The following is a 24,703-nucleotide window of genomic DNA, read 5'->3' as shown; positions in this document are numbered from 1 at the left end:
AACAGAACATCACCCGGCAGTTGGCCTGCCGGGTGATAGAACCATCAGCGCACTGGTGGTGCGTATTGAATGCCGCCGTTGTTCCACAGCGCGTTCAGGCCGCGGTCGATTTCCAGCGGAGTGCTCTTGCCGAGGTTTTTCTCGAACACTTCACCGTAGTTGCCGACCTGCTTGACGATCTGCACGACCCAGTCTTTCTTCACTTTCAGGTCTTTGCCGTATTCACCGTCGGCACCCAGCAGACGAGCGACGTCCGGGTTCTTGGTGGACTTGGCTTCAGCGTCGACGTTCTTCGACGTCACGCCAGCCTCTTCAGCGTTGAGCATGGCGTAGCCAACCCAGCGCACGATGGCCAGCCATTCGTCGTCACCGTTACGCACGACCGGGCCCAGGGGCTCCTTGGAGATGGTTTCCGGCAGAACCACGTAGTCTTTCGGCGCGGCCAGCTTGCTGCGCTGGGCGAACAGTTGCGACTTGTCGGAAGTCAGCACGTCGCAACGACCGGATTCCAGCGACTTGGCGCTTTCATCGGAGGTGTCGAAAGTGATCGGGGTGTACTTCAGGCCGTTGGCGCGGAAGTAGTCGGAAACGTTCAGCTCGGTGGTGGTACCGGCCTGGATGCAGACGGTCGCGCCATCCAGCTCTTTGGCGCTTTTCACGCCCAGCTTGCTGTTGGCCAGGAAGCCGATGCCATCGTAGTAGGTAATGAAGCCAGGGAATTTCAGGCCCATGCCGGCGTCACGGGAGCTGGTCATGGTGGTGTTGCGCGACAGGATGTCGATTTCGCCCGACTGCAGCGCGGTGAAGCGCTCTTTCGCGTTCAACTGGCTGAACTTGACCTTGGTCGCGTCGCCGAAAACGGCAGCGGCCACGGCGCGGCATACGTCAGCATCGATACCGACGATCTTGCCGGTGGAATCAGGAACCGAGAAGCCTGGCAGACCATCGCTGACGCCACACTGCACGAAACCTTTCTTCTGCACTGCATCCAGGGTTGCACCCGCCTGAGCGAACCCGCTGACGCCAAGAACTGCGGCTGCAGTCACGACGGCCAGGGTGGATTTCAACATCTTCATTCAAACCTCCAGTTTTGCTCTTGTTGTGTCGGAGCGTGATTCCTGTCGCACCCTTTTGAGGCGTTGTTGATCCGTGTTGGCTTCTTTTGGGATCAACCGACGTAGAGACCGCGCCATGAGTCTAGTAGGAGAAATCCACAGAATGGGGATCACTCACTTCTCACCAATCGGCCGAACGGGCTGTAGCCCTTTCACGTTCGCTAAGCCCGAGTCGGCCATTGGCGAACATCCATCACCGGATTTATTGCTATCCCACGACGAACAAAGGCCTGATAGTGTTACCGACAGGCGTGGGATTATTCATACAAGTGTTTATGTAGCAAAGCCCGTACCAGACCGCTCGCCAAAGCATTTCGTCGACAGGTCAATAGCCAAACTTTCAGCCTTGCGACATCTTCGTAACTGATCAACCAGACGCGCACTCCCACCACGCACCCATTGAGAGCGCACGCACAAAAATGGAGCAACCCATGACCGAGCCCCTGATTCTTGAACCCGTGAAACCCGCTGACGCCTGCGTTATCTGGCTTCACGGCCTGGGCGCCGACCGCTACGACTTCCTGCCGGTGGCCGAAGCCTTGCAGGAAAGCCTGCTGAGCACGCGCTTCGTCCTGCCCCAGGCACCGACTCGCGCCGTGACCATCAACGGCGGCTACGAGATGCCCAGCTGGTACGACATTCTGGCCATGAGCCCGGCCCGGGCAATCAGTCGCGAGCAGCTTGAAGCCTCGGCGGAGCGGGTCATCGAATTGATCGAAACCCAGCGCGCCAGCGGAATAGACGCCTCGCGGATCTTCCTGGCCGGTTTTTCCCAAGGCGGCGCCGTGGTCTTGCACACCGCGTTTCTGAAATGGCAGGGCCCGCTGGGTGGCGTACTTGCCCTCTCCACCTACGCACCGACCTTCAGCGACGAACTGGAACTCTCCGCCAGCCAACAGCGCATTCCGGTCGCCTGCCTGCACGGTCAGTACGACGATGTGGTGCAAAACGCCATGGGTCGTAGCGCGTACGAGCATTTGAAGCGCCATGGTGTCACCGTGACATGGCAGGAATACCCAATGGGGCACGAAGTGTTACCCGAGGAGATTCGCGACATTGGTGTCTGGCTGGCCGAACGCCTGCGCTGAAACCGGCGCGAAAGCGCCCATTGATCCCTCCCACTACGCCGCGCCCGATTCTTGCATTACACTGGCCGGCACTTAACCTATTGATGAGATGATCGTGCTCAAAGCACTCAAGAAAATGTTCGGTAAAGGCGAGGCTGAGCCGCTCGCACCAACCTCCAGCGCCGTGTCTCCTGCCCCCTCCCCGCGCACCGACGATCAGCGACCTGTGCGCCCTGCCGCCGAACCGGCCGCGAAACGTGCGCCCAAGGCAGCACCGGCCATGGCCGCAGCCGAGGCAGATGCCAAGGCCGAGGCGGCGCCGCCCGGCGCAGCGCCGAAACCTGCCAGGCCGCGCCGCGAGCCCAAGCCGAAAGCACCGGTCATCCCCTGGAAAATCGAGGACTTCGTCGTCGAACCCCAGGAAGGCAAAACCCGCTTCCACGACTTCAAGCTCGCGCCACAGCTGATGCACGCGATCCAGGACCTCGGCTTCCCGTATTGCACGCCGATCCAGGCCCAGGTGCTGGGCTTTACCCTCGCGGGCAAGGACGCCATTGGCCGCGCCCAGACCGGCACCGGTAAAACCGCCGCCTTCCTGATCTCGATCATCACCCAGCTGCTGCAGACCCCGCCGCCCAAAGAACGCTACATGGGCGAACCGCGCGCACTGATCATCGCGCCGACTCGCGAACTGGTGGTGCAGATCGCCAAGGACGCCGCCGACCTGACCAAGTACACCGGCCTCAACGTCATGACCTTCGTCGGCGGCATGGACTTCGACAAGCAGCTCAAGCACCTCGAAGCCCGTCACTGCGACATCCTCGTCGCGACGCCGGGTCGCCTGCTCGATTTCAACCAGCGTGGCGACGTGCACCTGGACATGGTCGAAGTCATGGTGCTGGACGAAGCCGACCGCATGCTCGACATGGGTTTCATCCCACAGGTGCGCCAGATCATTCGCCAGACCCCGCCTAAGGCCGAGCGTCAGACCCTGCTGTTCTCCGCGACCTTCACCGAAGACGTGATGAACCTGGCCAAGCAATGGACCACCGACCCGGCGATCGTCGAAATCGAAGTCACCAACGTGGCCAGCGAAAACGTCGAGCAGCACATCTATGCCGTGGCCGGTGCCGACAAGTACAAACTGCTCTATAACCTGGTCAACGATAACGGCTGGGAGCGGGTGATCGTGTTCGCCAACCGCAAGGATGAAGTGCGGCGTATCGAAGAGCGCCTGGTGCGCGACGGCATCAACGCCGCGCAACTGTCGGGCGATGTGCCGCAACACAAGCGCATCAAGACCCTGGAAGGCTTCCGCGAAGGCAAGATTCGCGTGCTGGTGGCCACCGATGTCGCCGGTCGCGGCATTCACATCGACGGCATCAGCCACGTGATCAACTTCACTCTGCCGGAAGTCCCGGACGATTACGTGCACCGGATCGGCCGTACCGGTCGCGCCGGCGCCGATGGCGTGTCCATCAGTTTTGCCGGTGAAGACGACTCCTACCAGCTGCCGTCCATCGAGGCGCTGCTCGGCAAGAAAATCAGCTGTGAAACGCCGCCGACCCATCTGTTGCGGCCGGTCGAGCGCAAACGTCCATAACCGGGACGTGCAGAAAAAAGGCGTAGCCGGCAACGGACTGCGCTTTTTTTTCGCCCGGCCGTTGCCATATGGATCTTAAAGTCCATAATGGACAAATAAGTTTAGATCAGCCGGAGACGCCCATGTCCGCCACCCCTCATGTGATCACTCAATCCCAAGCTCGCGAGTGTCTGGCGCAGATTGATGTGCCGCAAATTCTGCGCAAGCTGTTCCGCGACCTGGCGGCCGGGCGGGCGGTGCAACCGGCGCAGCAATGGGTGGCATTTCCCCAAGGCGCCGGAGATTTCATCAACTACTTGGGCGTGCTGGCCGAAGACGGCGTCTACGGGGTGAAAACCTCGCCCTATATCGTGCGCGAACAGGGCCCGCTGGTGACCGCCTGGACCTTGCTCATGTCGATGCACAGCGGGCAGCCGCTGCTGCTGTGCGATGCCGGCGAACTGACCACCGCCCGCACGGCCGCCACCACCGCCGTGGCCGTGGACGCACTCGCGCCATTGAACGCCCGACGTTTGGCCATTATCGGCAGCGGCAAGGTGGCCCAGGCCCACGTGCATTACATCAAGGGTCTGCGTGACTGGCAGAACCTGCGCATGTATTCGCCGGGGCTGAAGCACAGCGACGCCGAGGAACGGGCTCGAATCCAGCGCCTCGACCCGCGCCTGACCCTCGCCGACAGTCGCGAAGCCGCCCTCGAGGACGCCGACGTGATCCTGTTGTGCACCTCCTCCGCCGGGCCGGTGATCGACCCGGCCAGCCTGAGCAAAGCGGCGCTGATCACCTCCATCAGTACCAACGCGCCGCGCGCCCATGAAGTGCCGCCGCAGAGCCTCAACACCCTGCAGGTCTTCTGCGACTACCGCCTGACCACGCCGGGTTCGGCGGGGGAAATGCTGATTGCCGGCGAACAGCATGGCTGGGACAGCAGCGCCATTGTCGGCGACCTGCCCGAACTGCTCAGCGGCAAGGTGCAACGCCCGGACTACAAGCGCTCGGTCTTTTTCCGTTCGATCGGCCTGGGCCTGGAAGACATCGCGCTGGCCAATGCCATCTACCAGATTCAGCCACCACACTGACCCCAATTGTGGGAGCGGGCTTGCTCGCGAAGGCGGTGTGTCAGTCTCCATTGATGTGTCTGACACGCTGCCTTCGCGAGCAAGCCCGCTCCCACAGGAGAGTTCACGGATATTAATGGCACTGCGCGCCTTCGGAGACCCACATGAACCACGCAGACTTCATCATCATCGGCGGCGGGATTGCCGGCGCCTCCACCGGTTTCTGGCTGTCGCAACAGGCGCGGGTGATTGTGCTCGAGCGCGAATCCCATCCGGCCTATCACTCCACCGGACGCTCCGCCGCGCTGTACACCGCCGCCTATGGCACGCCGCAGGTGCGTGCACTGACCCTGGCCAGCCGTGACTTCTTCGACTCCCCGCCCGCCGGATTTTGCGAACATTCCCTGCTCACGCCGCGCGGTGAAATGACCGTGGACTTCAGCGGTGATCCGGCCGAGCTGAACAATCAATACCTCAGCGCCAAGGCCACGGTGCCGCAGATGCAGTTGCTCAGCGCCGAAGAAGCCTGCGCGCGCCTGCCGATCCTGCGCCGGGACAAGGTCCACGGCGCGATCTACGACCCGACCGCCAGCGACATCGACACCGATGCCCTGCATCAGGGTTACCTGCGCGGCATCCGCCGCAACCAGGGCGAAGTGCGCACCGACTGCGAAGTGCAGCGTCTGACCCGCGACGCCCAGGGCCTGTGGCAGGTCGAGACCTCCACCGACACCTTCAGCGCGCCCGTCATCATCAATGCCGCCGGTGCCTGGGCCGACAAGGTCGGGGAACTGGCCGGTGCCCGGCCCATGGGCCTGCAACCCAAACGCCGCGCCGCCTTCATCTTTGCCGGCCCCGAAGGCCTGGACATGCACCACTGGCCGATGCTGGTCAGTCTCGACGAATCGTTCTACATGAAGCCCGACGCCGGCATGTTCCTCGGCTCCCCGGCCAATGCCGACCCGGTGGAACCCCACGATGTGCAACCCGAAGAGCTGGACATCGCCATGGGCATCTACCAGATCGAAGAAGCCACCACCCTGACCATTCGCCGCCCGACCCGCACCTGGGCCGGTCTGCGCAGCTTCGTCAGCGACGGCGACCTGCTCTCGGGTTTCGATCCACAGGTGCCGGGGCTGTTCTGGGTCGCGGCACAAGGCGGTTACGGCATCCAGACGTCGCCGGCCATGGGCCAGGCCAGCGCCGCCCTGGTGCGCGGCGAACCCTTGCCCGAGGCACTGACACGCTTTGGCCTCGACGCCGCCATGCTCTCCCCTGCTCGACTGGGCGGTTCGCCTGCTCAGTGACGTGTCGAACCGATTGCGGCACACTGCCAGCGCCCGTCTGCCGGGCGCTGACCGCCGCCTGGAGCTCCACCCTATGAACGCACCTGCCAAAGACCCGGCCCTGGATAACTTCCGCGCGATCGCCGATGCCATCGCCACGCTGTTCTTCCCCCACGCCGAGGTGGTGCTGCACGACCTGCGCACGCAAAAGATCGACTACATCGCCAACAACCTGTCCAAGCGCGAGGTGGGCGATGATGCCGCGCTGGAAGACATGCTCAGCGAAGGCAGCAGCGAGCGAAACATCGGGCCGTATGAAAAGTTGAATTGGGATGGTCAGAAGATCCGCAGCCTGAGCAGCGTCCTGCGCGACAGCAACGGGAATCCGCTGGCGGTGCTGTGCATCAACCTGAATATTTCACTGTTTGAAAACGCCAAGGCGGCGCTGGACCTGTTCCTGTCGCCGAGCAAGCTGATTCCGCAGCCCGACTCATTGTTTCGCGACGATTGGCAGGAAAGGATCAACACTTTCCTCCACGGCTGGCTGCGCGAACGGCAACTGAGCCTGAACCTGCTGACCCGCGACCACAAACGCGAGCTGGTGCTGGCCCTGCATGCCGAAGGCGCCTTCAAGGGCAAAAGCGCTTCCAACTATGTGGCCAATGTCCTGAACATGGGACGGGCGACGGTGTACAAGCACCTTAAAGAACTCAAAGGCTGACCGCCCCCGTGTCGGAGCGAGCATGCTCGCGATGAAAGTCAGAGCACCGCTGGGTGTCAGGCATCCAGCGTCTTCGTTGACGACCATCGCGATGGTTCGACATGCTCGCTCCTACAGGGTCATGCGGTGTTCAGGCTTATTCCAAAGCCGAAGCCGGGCCGAAGAACTCATAACGGCTTTGCTTCTCCGGCACACCCAGCGCCTTGAGGTGACGCTTGATCGCCGCCATGAAGCCCTTTGGCCCCAGGAAGTAGGCATCCACATCGCGGTGCTCCGGCATCCACTCGGCCAGTTGTTCCTCGCTCAACAACCCGACCTTGTGCGCCGCCGGGCTGACACCGTCATCTTCGGCGTAGCAGTAGAAGCGCTGCAGTTGCGGGTGGCGCTCGGCCAGATCGTCGATCCAGTCACGGAAGGCGTGCACGCTGCCATTGCGCGCGCAGTGGATGAAGTGCACCGGGCGTTCGGTTTTCAGGGCTGCTTCAAGCATCGCCAGGGTCGGCGTGATACCCACGCCGCCACTGATCAGTACCAGCGGCTTGTCGCTTTCGGTGAGGGTGAACTCACCCGACGGGGTGAACAGCTGAATGCTGTCGCCCACATGCAGCTGATCGTGCAGGTGGTTGGACGCGCGACCGTTCGGCTCGCGCTTGACGCTGATGCGGTAGTGCTTGTCGTTGCTCAGGGACGACAGCGAGTAGTTACGGCGAATCTCTTCGCCGTCCAGGAACAGTTGCATGCCGATGTACTGGCCAGGTTCTGCGGCCAGGATCAGGCCCTTGTCCGCCGGCTCGAAGTAGAACGAGACGATTTCCGAACTCTCCTGGACCTTGTCGGCCACGATGAATTCCCGCGCGCCGCGCCAGCCGCCCGGGGCCTTTTCTTTTTGGTCATAGATGCTGGTTTCGGCACCGATCAGGATGTCGGCCAGTTGACCGTAGGCTGCCGCCCAGGCGCTCATCACCTGTGGTGTGGCAATCTCTTCGCCCAGCACTTCGGAAATCGCGCGCAGCAGGCAGGTGCCGACGATCGGGTAGTGTTCCGGCAGAATCTGCAGGGCCACGTGCTTGTTGATGATCTTGGCCACCAGGTCGCCCAGTTGGTCGAGCTGGTCGATGTGACGGGCGTACATCAGCACGCCGTTCGCCAGGGCGCGGGGCTGGTCGCCGCTGGCCTGGTGAGCCTGGTTGAACAGCGGACGCACCTGCGGATATTCGGAGAGCATCATGCGGTAGAAATGGGTGATCAAGGCCTCGCCGCCGCTTTCCAGCAGTGGCACGGTGGACTTGATGATTGCACGGTCTTGTACGCTAAGCATAAGGTGACTCCTCGGCCACTTGGGGGTTCTGATGTGCTCTAGACATATCAGTTTCCATGCCAATTATTAATTCGTTATAAATCAATATGTTAATAACTATATAGTCATATCGACAGCGCTTGGCATATAGTCACCCGGACTACATGGAGTCACTATGACTGCAAAATCCCTGCTCACCACATTGCTCCCGCTGGTTTCCGACCTGTCCCGCGAACTGCCGGAAGGCGAGCGTTATCGGCGTCTGCTCGAAGCCATGCGCGCGCTGCTGCCGTGCGACGCTGCCGCGTTGTTGCGCCTGGATGGCGAATGGCTGGTGCCGCTGGCCGTCGACGGCCTGAGCACCGACACCCTGGGCCGGCGCTTCAAGGTCAGTGAACACCCGCGCTTCGAGGCGTTGCTCAGCAGCCCAGGCCCGACGCGCTTCGCCGCCAACAGCGAGTTGCCCGACCCCTATGACGGGCTGGTCGATGGCCTCGACGATCACCTGGAAGTCCACGACTGCATGGGTTGCCCGCTGTTCATCGACGAGCGCCCGTGGGGTTTGCTGACCCTCGACGCCCTTGACCCACAGGCCCGCGAACCGGTCGAACTGGATGCCCTGCAAGCCTTCGCCAGCCTGGCCGCCGCCACCGTCAACGCTGCCGAACGCATCGAACGCCTGGCCAATCGCGCCGAAGACGAACATCAACGTGCCGAGCTGTACCGCCAGGCCAGCGGCCAGCAAAACCGCGAGTTGATCGGCCAGAGCAAGGCCCACAAGCGACTGGTGGAAGAAATCAGCCTGGTGGGCGGCAGCGACCTGACCGTGTTGATCACTGGCGAAACCGGGGTCGGCAAGGAGCTGGTGGCCCAGGCCATCCACGCCGCCTCGCCCCGTGCCGACAAACCGATCATCAGCCTCAACTGCGCGGCGCTGCCGGACACCCTGGTGGAAAGCGAACTGTTCGGCCACGTGCGCGGCGCCTTCACCGGCGCCACCAGCGACCGTCGCGGCAAGTTCGAACTGGCCAATGGCGGCACGCTGTTTCTCGATGAAGTCGGCGAGCTGTCGCTGACCGTGCAGGCCAAATTGCTGCGCGTCCTGCAAAGTGGCCAGTTGCAACGCCTGGGCTCGGACAAGGAACATCAGGTCGACGTGCGGCTCATCGCTGCCACCAACCGCGACCTCGCCGAAGAAGTGCGCAGCGGCCGTTACCGCGCCGACTTCTATCACCGCCTCAGCGTTTATCCGTTGCTGGTGCCGGCCCTGCGCGATCGCGGCCGCGACGTGCTGCTGCTCAGCGGCTTTTTCCTCGAGCAGAACCGCTCGCGCATGGGCCTCAACAGCCTGCGCCTGACCAGCGAAGCCCAGGCAGCGCTGTTGGCCTACGACTGGCCGGGCAACGTGCGCGAACTGGAGCACCTGATTGGCCGCAGCGCTCTCAAGGCCTTGGGCAACTGCCGGGAACGGCCGAAGATCCTCAGCCTCGGCGCCGAGAATCTGGACCTGCCCAATGCCAGCGTTGAAGTGGCTGACGAACCGTCCAGCGTCGTCCCGGCGGCGCAAGTGACCGGTGACTTGCGCGAGGCCACCGAACGCTATCAACGCCAGTTGATCAATGCCTGCCTGGAGCGCCACCACAACAACTGGGCGAGTGCGGCCCGGGAGCTGGGCCTGGACCGTGCGAACCTCGGGCGGATGGCCAAGCGGCTGGGCATAAAGTAACCGCTCACCTGTAGGAGCGAGCATGCTCGCGATGGTGGTTCGGACAATGCGGGGCATCAGGTTGCAAGCGTCATCGTTGACGACCATCGTCGGAACGCCGCCCGGAGCAAGCCCACTCCTACAGGGTGGGGGTCATCGTTTTGGCGGATCGGCTAAAGCCTGACCTCATCGAGTCGATAACCCGGCATCGATAGCAGTTGGCGGTCCTGGTGATCGCCACTCACCTTTTTCCACAGAAGGTTTTTATGTCCTCCACCAAAGCCCGCGCAGATTCACTTTCGCTTCTGCTGTTTACCTTGCGCAGCGGCAAGTTGATGGCGATCAACCTGCTCAAGGTCAGTGAAATCATTCCCTGCCCACCGCTGACCAAATTGCCGGAATCGCACCCTCACGTGCAGGGCATTGCCACCCTGCGCGGTGCGTCGCTGTCGGTGATCGACCTCAGCCGGGCGATTGGTGAGCGACCGCTGGACGATCCCAACGGCGGCTGCCTGATCGTCACCGACATCAGCCGTTCCAAGCAGGGCCTGCACGTTCAGGCGGTGAGCAAGATCGTCCATTGCCTGACCACCGACATCCGCCCACCGCCCTTTGGTTCCGGCGGCGTGCGCTCGTACATCACCGGCGTGACCTCGGTCGACGGTACGCTGGTGCAGGTGCTGGACATCGAGAAGGTCATCCACGGCATTGCCCCGGCGCAGATCGAGATGGCGCCGACCGAGCTGAGCATGGAAGACGCCGAAGTGCTGGGCAACGCCCGCATCCTGGTGGTCGACGACAGCCAGGTGGCCCTGCAGCAATCGGTGCATACCCTGCGCAATCTCGGCCTGCAATGCCACACCGCGCGCAGCGCCAAGGACGCCATCGACTGCCTGCTGGACCTGCAAGGTACGGCGCAGCAGATCAACCTGATCGTCTCGGACATCGAGATGTCGGAGATGGACGGTTACGCCTTCACCCGCACCCTGCGCGAAACCCCGGATTTCGCGCATTTGTACGTGCTGCTGCACACCTCGCTCGACAGTGCGATGAACAGCGAAAAAGCACGACTGGCCGGGGCCAATGCGGTGCTGACCAAGTTTTCCTCGCCGGAACTGACCAAGTGCCTGATCGACGCGGCCAGGACCATCACCGAACAAGGCCATTGAGGTGACAGAGGCCTGGTGTCTGCTGATGCGGCGCTGCCTTGCCGGGGCGCTGCCGGCGATCGACTGGCCTCAGGGCATCGAACTCCAACCGTACCGGCCCGACCTGGCGCCGGGGGTTCATCGCCTGATGGAGCTCGGCCATCGCGACGGCGGCGGCCGCGTGCCGGCGCTGGACGTCTGGCAGCAACGCTTCGAGACCGACGCCGAATACGATCCCGCCTTGTGCTTCATCGCCTTGCAGGCCGACACCATCGTCGGCGTTTGCCAGTGCTGGACCAGCGCCTACATCAAAAATCTGGTGGTGCACCCGGACGCACGGGGGCGAGGCCTGGGTCATGCCCTGCTGCTGCACGCGTTTCATACGTTTGCCCAGCGTCGTGAAGGGTATGTGGACCTGAAGGTGATGGCGGTCAACCTGCGGGCCCAGCGCTTGTATGAAAAGGCTGGCATGTACGTGGTCCGCAGGGAAACGGTGCCCACCTGACAGAACGCTTTAGTCGGAACCCCGCCGGGAACCGACTCGCTTCCACTACGGTCTTCAGTCTTTACACATTCCCTGTGGGAGCGAACCTGCTCGCGATGCGGTCAAACCAATCCATCAGGCATACTCGCCCCACCTGCCTCCAAGGATGCCTGTCCATGAAAGCCATCACCCTGACCCTGCTCTGCCTCAGCGCCCTCGCCAGCCAGGCTCACGCTTCCAGCGATGAGGCCTGGGCAGCCCATGACAAAAACGTGCTCGCCACATGCACCAAGGCCAGCGGCCTGAAGGACCCGTGGCCCGTCGGCAAGTCCGCACAGTTCGATGACCGGGTCGGCTACACCGCCGTGCTGCTGCAGGGCCGCTACCCGCAAAAACACATGAAGGGCCAGCAAGGCACCGAGCTGTGCCTCTACAGCCACAAAGACAAAACCGCCTACGTCACCGAGTGGGACTCGATCCGGGTGCCCGCCAAATCCAAGTGAGTGGCGCATAACTTGCTTCGCCCCCCCCTTCGCGGCGGCATTCTGTCGCCGATTCGGGCCCCGATAGCGATTTACCTTTCAATGAATACGACGTTTTCCTGCGTAGGCTGTGGCAAATGCTGCACTGACCATCACGTGCCGCTGACCTTGGCCGAAGCCCGGATGTGGGCCGCCGACGGCGGCCAGGTGATCGTGCTGGTGGAGGGTTTCCTGGCCAATGGCCTGGGCGTGGCGGCCGCGCAACGCGAACACGCCGAACGCCGCTCGGCATCGGTGCCCAGCGGCACGACCCAGGCCCACGTCGCCATCACCTTTGCCGCTTACAACGCCGGCCGCTGCCGAAATCTTGACGACGACAACCTCTGCCGCATCTACGAACGCCGGCCGCTGGTGTGCCGTATCTACCCGATGGAAATCAATCCGCACATTCCACTCAACCCGGCGATCAAGGAATGCCCGCCCGAGTCTTGGGAAAAAGGTCCAGAGCTGATCATCGGCGGAGAACTGGTCGATCAGGAACTGGCCGGCCTGATCCAGCGTTCCCGCCAGGCGGATCGCGATGACATCCAGACCAAGGATGCCATCTGCGCCTCGCTGGGCATTCGCACCACGGCGCTCAAGGGCGATGGCTTCACCGCCTGGCTGCCGGACACGCAGGCGTTTGCCGGTGTGATCGAGCAGATGACGCAACAACCGCCGCCGGTCGCCGGCAGTGAGTGGCAGTTCCACGTTTCGGGCGACGATATCGCCAGCCAGTTGCGGGCGTGCGGCGCCCTGGTGACCACCGAAGCCTCGTCCCGCTACACCTTCATTTCCCTGCGCGCGGCTTAGCGGATCCCGCTTGCGGCGCCCGTTAGCGGCACCCACTAGCGGTGCCCGTTAACGGTGCCCGTTAACGGCGCCCGCGCCAGAATTCCTGCGCCAGGCGTCTCAAGTCACCCGCCAGCCCGGCGACGTCTGCAGCGTTGGCCTGGCTGCGCTGCCCTTCATCGACCGTGACTTCGCAGGCGCAGCGGATGCTGCTGATGTTGCGGTTGATGTCTTCGCTGACGGTGCTCTGTTCTTCCACCGCCGAAGCGATCTGCAGGTTCATGTCGCTGATCTGGTTGACCCGCCGACTGATCCCGTCCAGCGCCTCGGCTGCCCGCCGGGCCTGTTCGACGCTGTTGTGCACCTGCTCGCTGTTTTGCTGCATCGCCAGCACGGCATCCCGCGTGCCGTTCTGCAGGGTGCTGATCACGCGCTCGATCTCGTTGGTCGATTGCTGAGTGCGCTGGGCCAGGCCCCGCACCTCGTCGGCCACCACGGCGAAGCCGCGCCCGGCATCCCCGGCGCGGGCCGCTTCGATCGCGGCGTTGAGCGCCAGCAGATTGGTCTGCTCTGCGATGCTGCGGATCACTTCCAGGACGTTGCTGATCTCGCTGCTGTGCCCTTCCAACTGATGAATGACCTCGGTGGCGTGCGTCAGCTCATCGGCCAGGCGCAACACCGCCTGGCGACTTTCACTGACCAGCTGCCGCCCTTCCAGGGTTTCGGTGCCCGCCAGGTCAGCGGCCACGGCCGCCTGTTGGGCATGGCTGGCGACCTGGGCAACGCTGGTGGACATCTGGTCGATGGCTGCCGCCACATGATCGGTTTCCGCCTGCTGATCCAGCGTGCTGCTGTGACTGCCCTGCAAGTGTTCGACCAGCTCCGCCGCGTGCCCGGCCAGGCGTTGCGAGGCATCGCCGATGCGCCCCACCACCGCGCCTATCTGTGCTTCGAGCATCTGCAAGGCAAACTCGATCTGGCCGAACTGATCCCGGCGACCGGTGTAGATGCCCTGGCTCAGCGGGTTATCGACGATCTGCCTGGCGCGCTCGGTCAATGCCGCCAGTGGACGCAACAGCCGCCACGTTCCCGCCGCCACCAGCGCACTGCCGGCGACCAGGGCCAGCAATCCGACCTTCCACGAGGAAGGGTTGAGCCAGGCTTCAAACCCCACGACTGCGGCCAGTACCGCGCAGAACAACAAGGTCAGTGTCAGTCCCGGGCTGAGCACGGGCAGGCGTTGCAGCAGGGGCGTGTGCCCGCTGCGCAGTTGCGTGTAGGCTTTTTCGGCGGCTTCGACCTGCTGCGCCGAGGGCCGGGTGCGCACCGACTGGTACTCCACCGCCTGCCCGTTCTGCGTCATTGGCGTGGCAAAGGCACTCACCCAATAGTGATCGCCATTCTGGCAGCGGTTTTTCACCATGCCCATCCATGAGCGACCCGCCTTGAGGGTCTGCCACATGTGGGCGAACGCGGCTTGCGGCATGTCCGGGTGACGCAGCAGGTTGTGCGTCGCCCCCAGCAATTGCTCGCGGCTGTAGCCGCTGATCTTGATGAAGTCGTCGTTGGCGTAGGTGATCGCGCTGGTCAGATCAGTGGTCGAAAGGATGTTCGCATCCGCTGCAACATCGACATGACGGCCTGTGACCGGGAGGTTGATCTTCATGGAAAGCGCGCTCGTTGAAGGGAAGAGTCGGCAAAGCTGCTGACTCTAAGCGCACTGATTCCACAAACGTTGATCTGGCTCAGGATATGAGCACTTAGCCATTACCCGAAGCTGACCGGGCAGCCGGCAGGCCTGAAACTCAGCGTTTGCCCATCGAACGCCGGGTGCCGGGCGGCGCCGCACCGGGAACCTTGGTGTGGCCATTTTTGGCGCCGTTCTTGTACCACGGCTGGTTGGGCGATTTGGCTGCGGCCAGCTCGCCCGGCTTGAACGGGAACTTGAACGCCGGGATCGCGGAAGTGGTTGCGCTGTCCGTCGTCTCGTCGCTCGAAGCGTCGGCAACCGGCGGTTGTGTCGGGGAAGTCATGGGAGCTCCGGGTGGTGCTATAAAGCCGGCAGTATACCCAAACTGACAGCGCCGTCAGTTGGCCGTCACCTTCCTGACCGCCGAACGGGTTTATAAAGAACGTAGTAGCCCGAATTGTTTCTGTATCTGTAGGAGCGAGCATGTCGAGGCGTCGAACCGTCGCGATGGTCGTCAACGATGACGCTGGGTGTCTGGATGCCCGCGATGTCTGGTCCTCCATCGTCGGAACGCCGCCCGGAGCATGCTCGCTCCTACAGGGGATCAAAACTTACAGCCCCCCGGCGCACCACTCGCATGCGAATTCAGAAAAAAACCGCCCTGGTTGCAGGCCTGCTGATCGTCCTGGTCGCGCTGGGCACCTGGTACCTGACCCGACCGGCCAAGGCCAAACTGGCCGCGTCCAGTGCCATACCGGTACGGGTGGTGAGCGTCGCCGAAAAAGACGTGCCGCGCTATGTCAGCGGCATCGGCTCGGTGCTGTCCCTGCACAGCGTGGTGGTGCGCCCGCAGATCGACGGCATTCTCACGAAAATCCTGGTCAAGGAAGGTCAGTTGGTGAGCAAGGGCGACCTGCTGGCCACCATCGATGACCGCTCGATTCGTGCCAATCTCGATCAGGCCCGCGCCCAGCTCGGTGAAAGCCAAGCGCAACTGCAAGTGGCGCTGGTCAACCTCAAGCGCTACAAGTTGCTGAGTGTCGACGACGGCGTGTCCAAGCAGACTTACGACCAGCAGCAAGCGCTGGTCAACCAGCTCAAGGCCACGGCCCAGGGCAACCAGGCCTCGATTGACGCTGCGCAAGTTCAGCTTTCCTACACTCAGATTCGCTCGCCCGTCAGCGGCCGCGTCGGTATTCGCACCGTCGACGAAGGCAACTTCCTGCGCATGACCGACACCCAGGGCCTGTTCACCGTGACCCAGATCGACCCGATCGCCGTGGAGTTCTCCCTGCCGCAACAGATGCTGCCAACCCTGCAAGGCCTGATCAGCGATCCGCAACACGCGCGGGTCAAGGCCTACATCGGCGCCGATACCGACGGTGAGACCGGCAACCTGCTCGGCGAAGGTCACCTGACTCTGATCGACAACCAGATCAACGCCAACACCGGGACCATCCGGGCCAAGGCCGAATTCGACAACGCCGGGCAGAAACTCTGGCCGGGCCTGCTGGTGACGGTAAAGATTCAGACCGCGCTGGACCGCAATGCGCTGGTGGTGCCACCCACCGTCGTACAACGCGGCCTCGACCAACCCTTCGTCTACCGGGTCCAGGGTGACAAGGTGGAAACCGTACCTGTGCAGATGGTGTATCAGGGCAGCGGGCAGAACATCATCAAGGGCGTGAAACCAGGCGACGTGCTGGTCAGTGACGGCCAGTCGCGCCTCAAGCCCGGCTCCACCGTGCAGGTGCTGACCGAGCCGCCGCAAGTGGTGCAGTCGGAGACCGCACCATGAAGGGACACGGCTCGATATCCGCCTGGTGCATCGACCACCCGGTGGCGACGGTGCTGTTGACCTTCGCCCTGGTGCTGCTGGGGGCCATCGCCTTTCCGCGCCTGCCGGTGGCGCCATTGCCCGAAGCGGAGTTCCCGACCATCCAGGTCGCCGCGCAACTGCCCGGCGCCAGCCCGGAAACCATGGCCTCGTCGGTGGCCACGCCGCTCGAAGTGCAATTCAGCGCCATTCCCGGCGTGACGCAGATGACCTCGAGCAGCGCCCTGGGCTCGACCAACCTGACCCTGCAATTCACCCTCGACAAGAGCATCGACACCGCCGCCCAGGAAGTCCAGGCGGCGATCAACACCGCCGCCGGCAAGCTGCCCAAGGACATGCCCAACCTGCCGACCTGGCGCAAGGTCAACCCGGCCGACAGTCCGGTGCTGATCCTCAGCGTCAACTCATCGCTGATGCCCGGCCCCGAACTCAGCGACCTGACCGAAACCCTGCTGTCGCGGCAGATCAGCCAGATCGACGGCGTCGGCCAGGTCGCCATCACCGGCCAGCAACGCCCGGCCATCCGCGTGCAGGTCTCGGCGGACAAGCTCGCCGCCATCGGCCTGACGCTGGCGGACATCCGCCTGGCGATCCAGCAGACCAGCCTCAACCTGGCCAAGGGCGCGCTGTACGGCGAATCGAGCATTTCAACGCTGTCGACCAATGATCAGCTGTTCCATCCCGAGGACTACAGCCAACTGATCGTGTCCTACAAGGACGGCGCGCCGGTGCACCTGCGGGACGTGGCCAAGGTCGTCAACGGCTCGGAAGATGCCTACGTCCAGGCCTGGGCGGGCTCGCAACCGGGGGTCAACCTGGTGATCTTCCGCCAGCCGGGGGCCAACATCGTCGAGACCGTGGACCGCATCCAGGCCGCGCTGCCGGAGCTGGAGGCGATGCTGCCGGCCTCGGTGCAGGTCAAGACCCTGATCGACCGCACCCAGACCATCCGCGCCTCGCTGCATGAAGTGGAAATCACCCTGCTGATTGCGGTCCTGCTGGTGGTGGCGGTGATGGCGCTGTTCCTGCGCCAGCTGTCGGCAACCCTGATCGTTTCGGCCGTGCTGGGCGTGTCGCTGATCGCCAGTTTCGCCCTGATGTACGTCATGGGCTTCAGTCTGAACAACCTGACACTGGTGGCGATCGTGGTCGCCGTGGGGTTTGTGGTCGACGATGCGATTGTGGTGGTGGAGAACATTCACCGTCACCTGGAGGCCGGCGACGGCATGCGCGAAGCGGCGATCAAGGGCGCCGGGGAGATCGGCTTCACCGTGGTTTCCATCAGTTTCTCGCTGGTGGCGGCGTTCATTCCGTTGCTGTTCATGGGCGGCGTGGTCGGGCGACTGTTCAAGGAATTCGCCCTGACCGCGACCTCGACCATTCTGATTTCGGTGGTGGTGTCCCTGACCCTCGCGCCGACGCTGGCCGCGCTGTTCATGCGCGCTCCGGCGCATCACCCCGAGGGCAAAAAGGGTTTTGGCGAGCGTCTGCTGGACCTCTATGAAAGGGGCCTGCGCCGTGCCCTCGCCCATCAGAAACTGATGCTCGGTATCTTCGGCCTGTCCGTGGTACTGGCCGTGGGTGGCTATGTCTTCATTCCCAAGGGTTTCTTTCCGGTGCAGGACACCGGTTTTGTGCTCGGCACGACGGAGGCGGCCGCCGACATTTCCTACGGCGACATGGTGAAAAAACACCTGGCAATGGCCGAGATCGTCGCAGCCGACCCGGCGGTCGAAACCTTTTCCCACTCGGTCGGGGTCTCGGGCAGCAACCAGACCATCGCCAACGGTCGCTTCTGGATCACCCTGAAGAAACGCAGCGAGCGCGACGTGTCGGCCAGTGAATTCATCGACCGGATTCGCCCGCAACTGATGAAAGTCCCGGGCATCGTCCTGTACCTGCGCGCCGGCCAGGACATCAACCTCAGTTCCGGCCCGAGCCGGGCCCAGTATCAATACGTGCTCAAGAGCAACGATGGCGCGGTGCTGAGCACCTGGACCCAGCGCCTGACGGAAAAAATGCGCAGCCTGCCGGCGTTCCGCGACGTGTCCAACGACCTGCAACTGGGCGGCAGCATCACTCACATCAGCATCGACCGCAGCGCGGCGGCGCGCTTTGGCCTGACCGCCAGCGACGTCGACGAGGCGCTGTATGACGCCTTCGGCCAACGACAGATCAACGAGTTCCAGACCCAGGTCAACCAGTACAACGTGATCCTGGAACTGGACACCAGACAGCGCGGCAAGGCGGAAAGCCTGAACTACTTCTACCTGCGCTCGCCGCTGAGTGGCGAGATGGTGCCGCTGTCGGCGCTGGCCCGCTTCGATGCGCCGACCATCGGCCCGTTGTCGATTGCCCATGACGGCATGTTCCCGGCCGCCAACCTGTCCTTCAACCTGGCGCCCGGTGTGGCACTGGGCGATGCCGTAATCCTGCTCGACCAGGCCAAGGCCGACATCGGCATGCCGGTGGCGATCAGCGGCAACTTCCAGGGCGCGGCCCAGGCGTTCCAGAGTTCGCTCGCCAGCCAGCCGTGGCTGATCCTCGCGGCGCTGGTGGCGGTGTACATCATTCTCGGCGTGCTCTATGAAAGTTTCGTGCACCCGCTGACCATCATCTCGACCCTGCCGGCGGCGGGACTCGGCGCGGTGATCATGCTGTGGATCTGCGGCCAGGACTTTTCGATCATGGCACTGATCGGCCTGGTGCTGCTGATCGGCATCGTCAAGAAAAACGGCATCCTGATGATCGACTTCGCCCTCGAAGCGCAGCGCAAGGGTGGCCTGCCGCCCGAGGAAGCGATCTTCCAGGCGTGCATCACCCGGTTCCGGCCGATCATCATGACCACCCTCGCCGCCCTGCTCGGCGCCCTGCCGCTGATGCTCGGCTACGGCACCGGCGCCGAGCTGCGCCAACCGCTGGGGATCGCGGTGGTCGGTGGCTTGCTGGTGAGCCAGGTGCTGACGCTGTTTACCACGCCGGTCATATACTTGTGGCTTGAACGGCTGTTCCATAGACCCAAGCACGCGCCCGTGGCGGCGCTGGCGACCACAGACTGAGGCGGGGTCATGCGTGTCCTGATTATCGAAGACGAAGAAAAAACCGCAGACTATCTGCACCGTGGCCTGACCGAACAGGGTTACACCGTGGACCTGGCGCGCGATGGTGTGGAAGGCCTGCACCTGGCGCTGGAAAGCGACTACGCGGTCATCGTCCTCGACGTGATGTTGCCGGGCCTCGACGGCTTTGGCGTACTGCGCGCCTTGCGTGCGCGCAAACAGACGCCGGTGATCATGCTCACCGCCCGCGAACGGGTGGAAGACCGCATCAAGGGCCTGCGCGACGGTGCCGACGATTACCTGGGCAAACCCTTTTCCTTCCTTGAGCTGGTGGCGCGCCTGCAAGCCCTGACCCGGCGCAGCGGCGGTCATGAACCGGTGCAGGTGACCATCGCCGACCTGTGGATCGATTTGATCAGCCGCAAGGCCACACGCGCCGGCACGCGCCTGGACCTGACCGCGAAGGAGTTCTCGCTGCTCAGCGTGCTGGCCCGCCGGCAAGGAGAAATCCTGTCGAAAACGTCAATCGCGGAGATGGTCTGGGACATCAATTTCGACAGCGACGCCAACGTCGTCGAAGTCGCGATCAAACGCCTGCGCGCCAAGATCGACGGGCCGTTCGACGAGAAACTGCTGCACACGATCCGGGGCATGGGTTATGTGCTGGAGAGCCGCGGTGTCCAGTAACAGCATTGCGCTGCGCCTGAGCGGGATGTTCACGCTGGTGGCGCTGTTGGTGTTCCTGCTGATTGGCGGCGCACTCTATCAACAGGTCGACAAGGGCCTGGGCCTGTTGCCCGAAGCCGAACTCGACGCACGCTACAGCGTGCTCGAATCCACGGTCGGCCGTTATGGCACGCCCGAGCACTGGGTGAAGATCAACAACAAGCTCAAGCTGCTGAGCGAAGAAGACAAGCGCATCAGCTTCTGGATCGTCAGCGGCGATCCGCGCTACGAATACGGCCAACTGACGCCGCAGATCCGCGCCTTCGCCGAAGGGCCGCTGGGCATGCGTGACTTGCAGTTGCCCGACCAGCCCTATCCGCTCAAAGTGCTGGTCAGCCAGTTTCCGGCCAAGGACCAGCGCCCACCGTTGCGCTTCATGATCGGCGTCGACACCGAGACGTTTTCCCAGACCCAGCATCATCTGCTGGTCGCCCTGATCAGCCTGGCGATTGTCGGGGTGCTGCTGGCCTCGGCCCTGGGTTACTGGGTGGCGCGGATCGGCCTGAAGCCGTTGATCAAGTTGTCCCACGAAGCCCAGCGCCTGGCGCCACCGTTGCGCTCCGGGCGCTTGCGCCTGTCGTCGCTGCCGCCGGAGCTCGACCAGTTCGTCAACTCGTTCAACTCCACGCTGGAACGGGTCGAGCAAGCGTACTCGCGGCTGGAGTCGTTCAACGCCGACGTTGCCCACGAACTGCGCTCGCCGCTGACCAACCTGATCGGCCAGACCCAGGTGGCACTGACCCGTGGACGCTCGGCGGAACACTATTTCGAAGTGCTGCAATCGAACCTCGAAGAGCTTGAGCGCCTGCGTTCGATCATCAACGACATGTTGTTTCTGGCCAGCGCCGACCAGGGCAGCAAGGCCACCAAACTGACCAGCACCTCCCTGGCGGACGAGGTGGCAACGACTCTGGAATACCTGGATTTCATCCTCGAAGATGCCCAGGTTCAGGTACAGGTGCGCGGCGATGCCCAGGTACGAATCGAGATCGCGCACCTGCGTCGGGCCCTGATCAACCTGCTGAGCAACGCGGTGCAGCACACCGACCCCGGTCAGGTGATCGAGGTCCGGATCGAAGTCGAGGAGCATCAGGTCAGCATCGGCGTCGCCAACCCCGGTTCACCGATTGCCAGCGAACACCTGCCACGGCTGTTCGAGCGTTTCTACCGGGTCGATGCCTCACGCAGCAACAGCGGCAACAACCACGGCCTGGGGCTGGCGATCGTCAAGGCCATCGCGCTGATGCACGGTGGCGATGTGTTTGTGCGCAGTGATCATGGGGTGAATACCTTCGGTATCCACCTCCCGGTCTGAACCTGTAGGAGCGAGCATGCTCCGGGCGACGTTCCGACGATGGACTGGAGAACGCCGTTGGGCATCAGGCATCCCGCGTCATCGTTAACGACCATCGCGAGCATGCTCGCTCCTACAGAGGCAGGATCACTGTTGCTTTTCAGGCAATAGTCCTTTCAGCAATCCGCTCTTTTTCCCCGCCCCGGACATCCTTATCTTTGCCCGCACCAAACAGCACTTGCCAAGCAAGAAGGTTTTAAAGATGTCCAACAGTATGGGTATTGCCAGCGCTTTCGTTTTGTCTTCCCTGCTCGTCTCGCCGTTCGTCATGGCCGAGGAATCGCAGACGTTCGCTGCACACAACGCTGCACGCGCTGCAGCGTTCGAGGAGTATCGGAGTGAAATGACAGCCAGGGCCGCAGAGGCTGCGCAAAGCCCTCAAGCCTCGACTGTCCAAGGTCAGCTACCGGTCGGCAAGGACAGCTGATCGAAGCCTTTATTGCATATTTCGCAATGAATAACCTGTAGGAGCGAGCATGCTCCTACAGGTGCCAGTAACGACTACGCTTAATGGGTGATCCAAGCAGACAGCGCCCATGACCCTACGCCCTGCCCCGCCCTCCAAACCCGAGATCCTGGCGATGCTCGGCAGTACGCTGACGGTCATTGCCATTCTCGCCATCGTCACCTTTCTGCTGATCCGCGAACACACTGGTGCCCAGCAGGCGGCGACCCGAAGCGCGACCACCATTGCACAGTTGATCGACGCCGATGTCCTGCGCACCGTCGAGCTCTACGACCTGACCCTGCAGGGCCTGATTGCCGCTTCGCAACGGGACGATTTGAAGCAGGTTTCACCGCAGATCCGCCATCTGGCGCTGTTTGACCGCTCGACCACCGCACGCTTCAAGGGTGACATCCTGTTGCTGGACGCCCATGGCCAGGTGCTGGCGGACTCCTCGCGAATCGACTTCAAACCGGCCAATTACGCCGATCGCGATTTTTACCTCGCGCATGCCACCCGCCCCGACAGCGAAATGTTCATCAGCAAGCCGTTCAAGCCACGGTGCGATTGTGAAGACAACGGTCAATGGCGGATCAGTTTCAGCCGGCGCATTTCCTCGGCCACGGGTGAATTCCAGGGCGTTGCCGTTGCCTCGCTGCGCCTGGGCTATTTCGACCAGCTCTTCAAGAGCCTCGACATCGGCGAGGGCGGCATCCTGTCCATCATCAGCGACGACGGTTTCCTGCTGGCGCAGAAGCCTCATCTGGAAAATGATCCGATTGGCAGAAGCTTCCTCGACCGCCCCAATGTCCAGCGCATCCTGCGCGAGCGCAACGGCAGCTTCGAAAGCCTGTCGAGCGTCGATCGACAACGCCGCCTGTACACGTTTTCCAGGGTGGGCAACCTGCCGTTGACGGTCATCGTCGCGCTGTCCGGCCACGATGTGTTCGCCGCCTGGCAACGCACGGCGTGGCTGATCAGCGGCGCCACCGGCGTGTTGTGCATGGGCCTGTCGTGGCTCACCTTGCGACTGTGCCGGGAACTGCGCCTGCGCCACAGGGCGGAGCAGGAGCTGGCGCAACTGGCCGCCACCGACGCCCTGACCGGCGTCGCCAACCGCCGCATGCTCGACCAGACCCTGCGCCACGAGTGGTTTCGCGCCCAGCGCTCGGGCAAGCCCCTTTCACTGCTGATGATCGACGCCGATCACTTCAAGGCATTCAACGACCAGCATGGCCACCCGGCCGGCGATGATGCGCTGCGCGTGCTGGCCAGGGTAATCGACGAGAACGTACGGCGACCGGCGGACCTGGTCGCCCGCTATGGCGGGGAGGAGTTCTCGGTGGTGCTGGCGGAAACCGACGGCGCCGGCGCGCAGTTGATTGCCGAGCACATTCGCCAGGCTGTGGAGCGACTGCCGATCGAAGCAGGCGTCGCGTCGCCCATCACGGTCAGCATCGGTATCAGCACCTGGACCACGGCCACCAGCCTCAGCGTGGAGCAACTGCTGTTTGCAGCGGACAAGGCGTTGTATCAGGCGAAGGAGTCGGGGCGTAACCGGGTGGTCAGTGGCGCCTGACTGCACCTGTAGGAGCGAGCATGCTCGCGATGGTCGTCAACGGTAACGCTGGCGTTCTGACTACCCGCGGTGCCTGACCCACCATCGCGAGCAAGGACTAGGCGTCCCCCTCGCTCCTACAGGGATCGGGCCTGTCCACAAAAACCCGGACATAAAAAAAGGCCACCCGAAGGCAGCCTTTAAAAAACTAGAGAGGTTTTTTACTTACACGGCCGCAACAGGGCGCATGTAAGAGATGGGTGCGGTGCTGGCGTCTTCGAACGTCACGACTTCCCAGGCATCTGTCTGCTCAATCAACTTGCGCAGCAGCTGGTTGTTCAGTGCGTGGCCGGACTTGAAGCCCTTGAACTCACCAATCAGGCTGTTGCCCAGCAGGTAGAGGTCACCAATTGCATCGAGGATCTTGTGCTTCACGAATTCGTCTTCGTAGCGAAGACCGTCTTCGTTCAGTACACCATCCGCGTCGACCACGATCGCGTTTTCAACGCTGCCGCCGAGTGCGAGGTTGTGCTTGCGCAGGTACTCGATGTCACTCATGAAACCAAAGGTACGGGCGCGGCTCACTTCTTTTACGAACGAAGTGCTGGAAAAATCCACGCTTGCACTTTGTGTGCGGTCACGGAAAACCGGGTGATCGAAATCGATCTCGAAACTCACCTTGAAACCTTCGAAAGGGACGAAAGTGGCGCGCTTGTCGCCGTCTTCCACTGTCACTTCACGCAGGATGCGGATGAATTTCTTGGCTGCGTCCTGTTCTTCCAGGCCAGCCGACTGAATCAGAAATACGAAGGGTCCAGCGCTGCCATCCATGATCGGGACTTCGGACGCGGAGAGCTCGACGTAGGCGTTATCGATGCCCAGGCCAGCCATGGCCGAGAGCAAGTGCTCAACCGTATCCACTTTCACGTCACCGTTGACCAGCGTCGTCGACATGGTTGTCTCGCCGACGTTGGCTGCACGAGCCGGGATCTCGACCACAGGATCGAGGTCGGCACGGCGAAAGACGATGCCGGTGTCGATCGGTGCAGGCTTGAGGGTCAGGTAGACCTTCTCGCCGGAGTGCAGACCAACACCTGTGGCACGGATAATATTTTTCAGTGTGCGTTGTTTAATCATGGCTTGGGCCGCTTCAGCGCAAATTGCGAACTGGTATCAACAAAGGCTGGCGATGATAGCAGACCACGCCTTTGCTGAACACCAATCACCTTCATAGCCCTGA

At 62.7% G+C, this 24,703-nt stretch carries 21 protein-coding genes and 1 pseudogene; 16 read left to right on the top strand and 6 right to left on the bottom strand.

All coding sequences use genetic code 11. The annotated features are described in order from the left end of the window. Positions 1-44: 44 nt before the first annotated feature. Complete coding sequence (locus QIW53_RS24000; protein ID WP_371052040.1) at positions 45-1,076, bottom strand: amino acid ABC transporter substrate-binding protein; 1,032 nt, start codon at positions 1,074-1,076, stop codon at positions 45-47. Between the two features lie 470 nt (positions 1,077-1,546). Here QIW53_RS24000 and QIW53_RS23995 point away from each other — a divergent pair, with 470 nt between their 5' ends. From QIW53_RS23995 to QIW53_RS23975, 5 genes are all read left to right on the top strand, one after another. Then, positions 1,547-2,203, top strand: coding sequence for an alpha/beta hydrolase (locus QIW53_RS23995; RefSeq protein ID WP_371052039.1), 657 nt, complete (start codon positions 1,547-1,549; stop codon positions 2,201-2,203). An 88-nt stretch (positions 2,204-2,291) separates the two neighbouring features. Beyond that, on the top strand, positions 2,292-3,785 hold the full coding sequence (rhlB, locus tag QIW53_RS23990) for an ATP-dependent RNA helicase RhlB (protein ID WP_371052038.1): 1,494 nt from the start codon (positions 2,292-2,294) through the stop codon (positions 3,783-3,785). A gap of 122 nt (positions 3,786-3,907) precedes the next feature. Further along, positions 3,908-4,861, top strand: a complete 954-nt coding sequence (locus tag QIW53_RS23985) for an ornithine cyclodeaminase family protein (protein ID WP_371052037.1) — start codon at positions 3,908-3,910, stop codon at positions 4,859-4,861. 143 nt (positions 4,862-5,004) lie between these two features. After that, positions 5,005-6,147 carry an NAD(P)/FAD-dependent oxidoreductase gene (locus tag QIW53_RS23980; RefSeq protein ID WP_371052036.1) on the top strand — a complete coding sequence of 381 codons (1,143 nt, stop codon included), beginning with the start codon at positions 5,005-5,007 and terminating at the stop codon, positions 6,145-6,147. A 73-nt stretch (positions 6,148-6,220) separates the two neighbouring features. Further along, positions 6,221-6,847 (top strand): helix-turn-helix transcriptional regulator, encoded by a 627-nt coding sequence (locus tag QIW53_RS23975; protein ID WP_371052035.1) that lies wholly within the window; start codon positions 6,221-6,223, stop codon positions 6,845-6,847. A 136-nt stretch (positions 6,848-6,983) separates the two neighbouring features. Here the strand turns inward: QIW53_RS23975 and hmpA are convergent, their stop codons facing one another. Continuing rightward, on the bottom strand, positions 6,984-8,165 hold the full coding sequence (hmpA, locus tag QIW53_RS23970; protein WP_371052034.1) for an NO-inducible flavohemoprotein: 1,182 nt from the start codon (positions 8,163-8,165) through the stop codon (positions 6,984-6,986). Positions 8,166-8,319: 154 nt separating this feature from the next. On the opposite strand from hmpA, the gene norR reads away from it, so the two are divergent. The 5 genes from norR to QIW53_RS23945 all read left to right on the top strand — a co-directional run bounded on the left by norR (position 8,320) and on the right by QIW53_RS23945 (position 12,815). Beyond that, positions 8,320-9,870 carry a nitric oxide reductase transcriptional regulator NorR gene (norR, locus tag QIW53_RS23965; RefSeq protein ID WP_371052033.1) on the top strand — a complete coding sequence of 517 codons (1,551 nt, stop codon included), beginning with the start codon at positions 8,320-8,322 and terminating at the stop codon, positions 9,868-9,870. A 245-nt stretch (positions 9,871-10,115) separates the two neighbouring features. Beyond that, the gene (locus QIW53_RS23960; RefSeq protein ID WP_371052032.1) at positions 10,116-11,018 is read left to right on the top strand and encodes a chemotaxis protein CheV; all 903 of its coding nucleotides are present in this window, start codon (positions 10,116-10,118) and stop codon (positions 11,016-11,018) included. Between the two features lie 25 nt (positions 11,019-11,043). Further along, a complete protein-coding gene (locus tag QIW53_RS23955; protein WP_371052031.1) occupies positions 11,044-11,502 on the top strand; it encodes a GNAT family N-acetyltransferase in 459 nt (152 codons plus the stop codon). Positions 11,503-11,657: 155 nt separating this feature from the next. Further along, positions 11,658-11,984: a hypothetical protein gene (locus tag QIW53_RS23950; RefSeq protein WP_371052030.1), complete on the top strand. Its 327-nt coding sequence runs from the start codon at positions 11,658-11,660 to the stop codon at positions 11,982-11,984. An 81-nt stretch (positions 11,985-12,065) separates the two neighbouring features. Then, positions 12,066-12,815, top strand: coding sequence for a YkgJ family cysteine cluster protein (locus QIW53_RS23945; RefSeq protein WP_371052029.1), 750 nt, complete (start codon positions 12,066-12,068; stop codon positions 12,813-12,815). A gap of 61 nt (positions 12,816-12,876) precedes the next feature. Here QIW53_RS23945 and QIW53_RS23940 read toward each other — a convergent pair whose 3' ends face one another. The 3 genes and pseudogenes from QIW53_RS23940 to QIW53_RS23930 all read right to left on the bottom strand — a co-directional run bounded on the left by QIW53_RS23940 (position 12,877) and on the right by QIW53_RS23930 (position 14,827). Continuing rightward, positions 12,877-13,968, bottom strand: coding sequence for a methyl-accepting chemotaxis protein (locus QIW53_RS23940; protein WP_371052051.1), 1,092 nt, complete (start codon positions 13,966-13,968; stop codon positions 12,877-12,879). A 210-nt stretch (positions 13,969-14,178) separates the two neighbouring features. After that, positions 14,179-14,460, bottom strand: a pseudogene (locus QIW53_RS23935) (PAS domain-containing protein); the annotation flags it as partial. 139 nt (positions 14,461-14,599) lie between these two features. Continuing rightward, positions 14,600-14,827, bottom strand: coding sequence for a hypothetical protein (locus QIW53_RS23930; protein WP_371052028.1), 228 nt, complete (start codon positions 14,825-14,827; stop codon positions 14,600-14,602). A gap of 294 nt (positions 14,828-15,121) precedes the next feature. Between QIW53_RS23930 and QIW53_RS23925 the strand changes: the two genes are divergently transcribed. The 6 genes from QIW53_RS23925 to QIW53_RS23900 all read left to right on the top strand — a co-directional run bounded on the left by QIW53_RS23925 (position 15,122) and on the right by QIW53_RS23900 (position 23,484). Further along, the gene (locus QIW53_RS23925; protein ID WP_371052027.1) at positions 15,122-16,282 is read left to right on the top strand and encodes an efflux RND transporter periplasmic adaptor subunit; all 1,161 of its coding nucleotides are present in this window, start codon (positions 15,122-15,124) and stop codon (positions 16,280-16,282) included. Further along, positions 16,279-19,380 (top strand): multidrug efflux RND transporter permease subunit, encoded by a 3,102-nt coding sequence (locus QIW53_RS23920; RefSeq protein ID WP_371052026.1) that lies wholly within the window; start codon positions 16,279-16,281, stop codon positions 19,378-19,380. The genes QIW53_RS23925 and QIW53_RS23920 overlap by 4 nt, the downstream gene beginning before the upstream one ends. Positions 19,381-19,389: 9 nt before the next feature. Continuing rightward, on the top strand, positions 19,390-20,067 hold the full coding sequence (locus QIW53_RS23915; RefSeq protein WP_371052025.1) for a heavy metal response regulator transcription factor: 678 nt from the start codon (positions 19,390-19,392) through the stop codon (positions 20,065-20,067). Then, positions 20,057-21,421: a heavy metal sensor histidine kinase gene (locus QIW53_RS23910; protein WP_371052024.1), complete on the top strand. Its 1,365-nt coding sequence runs from the start codon at positions 20,057-20,059 to the stop codon at positions 21,419-21,421. The genes QIW53_RS23915 and QIW53_RS23910 overlap by 11 nt, the downstream gene beginning before the upstream one ends. 241 nt (positions 21,422-21,662) lie before the next feature. Next, entirely contained in the window at positions 21,663-21,887 is a 225-nt protein-coding gene (locus tag QIW53_RS23905) for a hypothetical protein (RefSeq protein ID WP_371052023.1), read from the top strand. A gap of 109 nt (positions 21,888-21,996) precedes the next feature. Then, a complete protein-coding gene (locus QIW53_RS23900; RefSeq protein WP_371052022.1) occupies positions 21,997-23,484 on the top strand; it encodes a sensor domain-containing diguanylate cyclase in 1,488 nt (495 codons plus the stop codon). 204 nt (positions 23,485-23,688) lie between these two features. Here the strand turns inward: QIW53_RS23900 and lpxC are convergent, their stop codons facing one another. After that, entirely contained in the window at positions 23,689-24,600 is a 912-nt protein-coding gene (gene lpxC, locus QIW53_RS23895; protein WP_027619572.1) for a UDP-3-O-acyl-N-acetylglucosamine deacetylase, read from the bottom strand. Positions 24,601-24,703: the final 103 nt, after the last annotated feature.

Source organism: Pseudomonas fluorescens, assembly GCF_041354075.1.
In the GTDB taxonomy this organism is placed as follows: Bacteria; Pseudomonadota; Gammaproteobacteria; order Pseudomonadales; family Pseudomonadaceae; genus Aquipseudomonas; species Aquipseudomonas fluorescens_CE.
This window is presented reverse-complemented; position numbering and strand designations above follow the sequence as displayed.

Bases quoted from the DNA above. Each gene is read 5' to 3' on its own strand.
- rhlB (WP_371052038.1), top strand. From the start codon at position 2,292: ATGATCGTGCTCAAAGCACTCAAGAAAATGTTCGGTAAAGGCGAGGCT.
- QIW53_RS23920 (WP_371052026.1), top strand. From the start codon at position 16,279: ATGAAGGGACACGGCTCGATATCCGCCTGGTGCATCGACCACCCGGTG.
- QIW53_RS23960 (WP_371052032.1), top strand. From the start codon at position 10,116: ATGTCCTCCACCAAAGCCCGCGCAGATTCACTTTCGCTTCTGCTGTTT.
- QIW53_RS23905 (WP_371052023.1), top strand. From the start codon at position 21,663: ATGTCCAACAGTATGGGTATTGCCAGCGCTTTCGTTTTGTCTTCCCTG.
- QIW53_RS23975 (WP_371052035.1), top strand. From the start codon at position 6,221: ATGAACGCACCTGCCAAAGACCCGGCCCTGGATAACTTCCGCGCGATC.
- QIW53_RS23980 (WP_371052036.1), top strand. From the start codon at position 5,005: ATGAACCACGCAGACTTCATCATCATCGGCGGCGGGATTGCCGGCGCC.
- hmpA (WP_371052034.1), bottom strand. From the start codon at position 8,165: ATGCTTAGCGTACAAGACCGTGCAATCATCAAGTCCACCGTGCCACTG.
- QIW53_RS23955 (WP_371052031.1), top strand. From the start codon at position 11,044: ATGCGGCGCTGCCTTGCCGGGGCGCTGCCGGCGATCGACTGGCCTCAG.
- QIW53_RS23900 (WP_371052022.1), top strand. From the start codon at position 21,997: ATGACCCTACGCCCTGCCCCGCCCTCCAAACCCGAGATCCTGGCGATG.
- QIW53_RS23995 (WP_371052039.1), top strand. From the start codon at position 1,547: ATGACCGAGCCCCTGATTCTTGAACCCGTGAAACCCGCTGACGCCTGC.
- QIW53_RS23950 (WP_371052030.1), top strand. From the start codon at position 11,658: ATGAAAGCCATCACCCTGACCCTGCTCTGCCTCAGCGCCCTCGCCAGC.
- norR (WP_371052033.1), top strand. From the start codon at position 8,320: ATGACTGCAAAATCCCTGCTCACCACATTGCTCCCGCTGGTTTCCGAC.
- QIW53_RS23925 (WP_371052027.1), top strand. From the start codon at position 15,122: ATGCGAATTCAGAAAAAAACCGCCCTGGTTGCAGGCCTGCTGATCGTC.
- QIW53_RS23930 (WP_371052028.1), bottom strand. From the start codon at position 14,827: ATGACTTCCCCGACACAACCGCCGGTTGCCGACGCTTCGAGCGACGAG.
- lpxC (WP_027619572.1), bottom strand. From the start codon at position 24,600: ATGATTAAACAACGCACACTGAAAAATATTATCCGTGCCACAGGTGTT.
- QIW53_RS23915 (WP_371052025.1), top strand. From the start codon at position 19,390: ATGCGTGTCCTGATTATCGAAGACGAAGAAAAAACCGCAGACTATCTG.
- QIW53_RS23945 (WP_371052029.1), top strand. From the start codon at position 12,066: ATGAATACGACGTTTTCCTGCGTAGGCTGTGGCAAATGCTGCACTGAC.
- QIW53_RS23985 (WP_371052037.1), top strand. From the start codon at position 3,908: ATGTCCGCCACCCCTCATGTGATCACTCAATCCCAAGCTCGCGAGTGT.
- QIW53_RS24000 (WP_371052040.1), bottom strand. From the start codon at position 1,076: ATGAAGATGTTGAAATCCACCCTGGCCGTCGTGACTGCAGCCGCAGTT.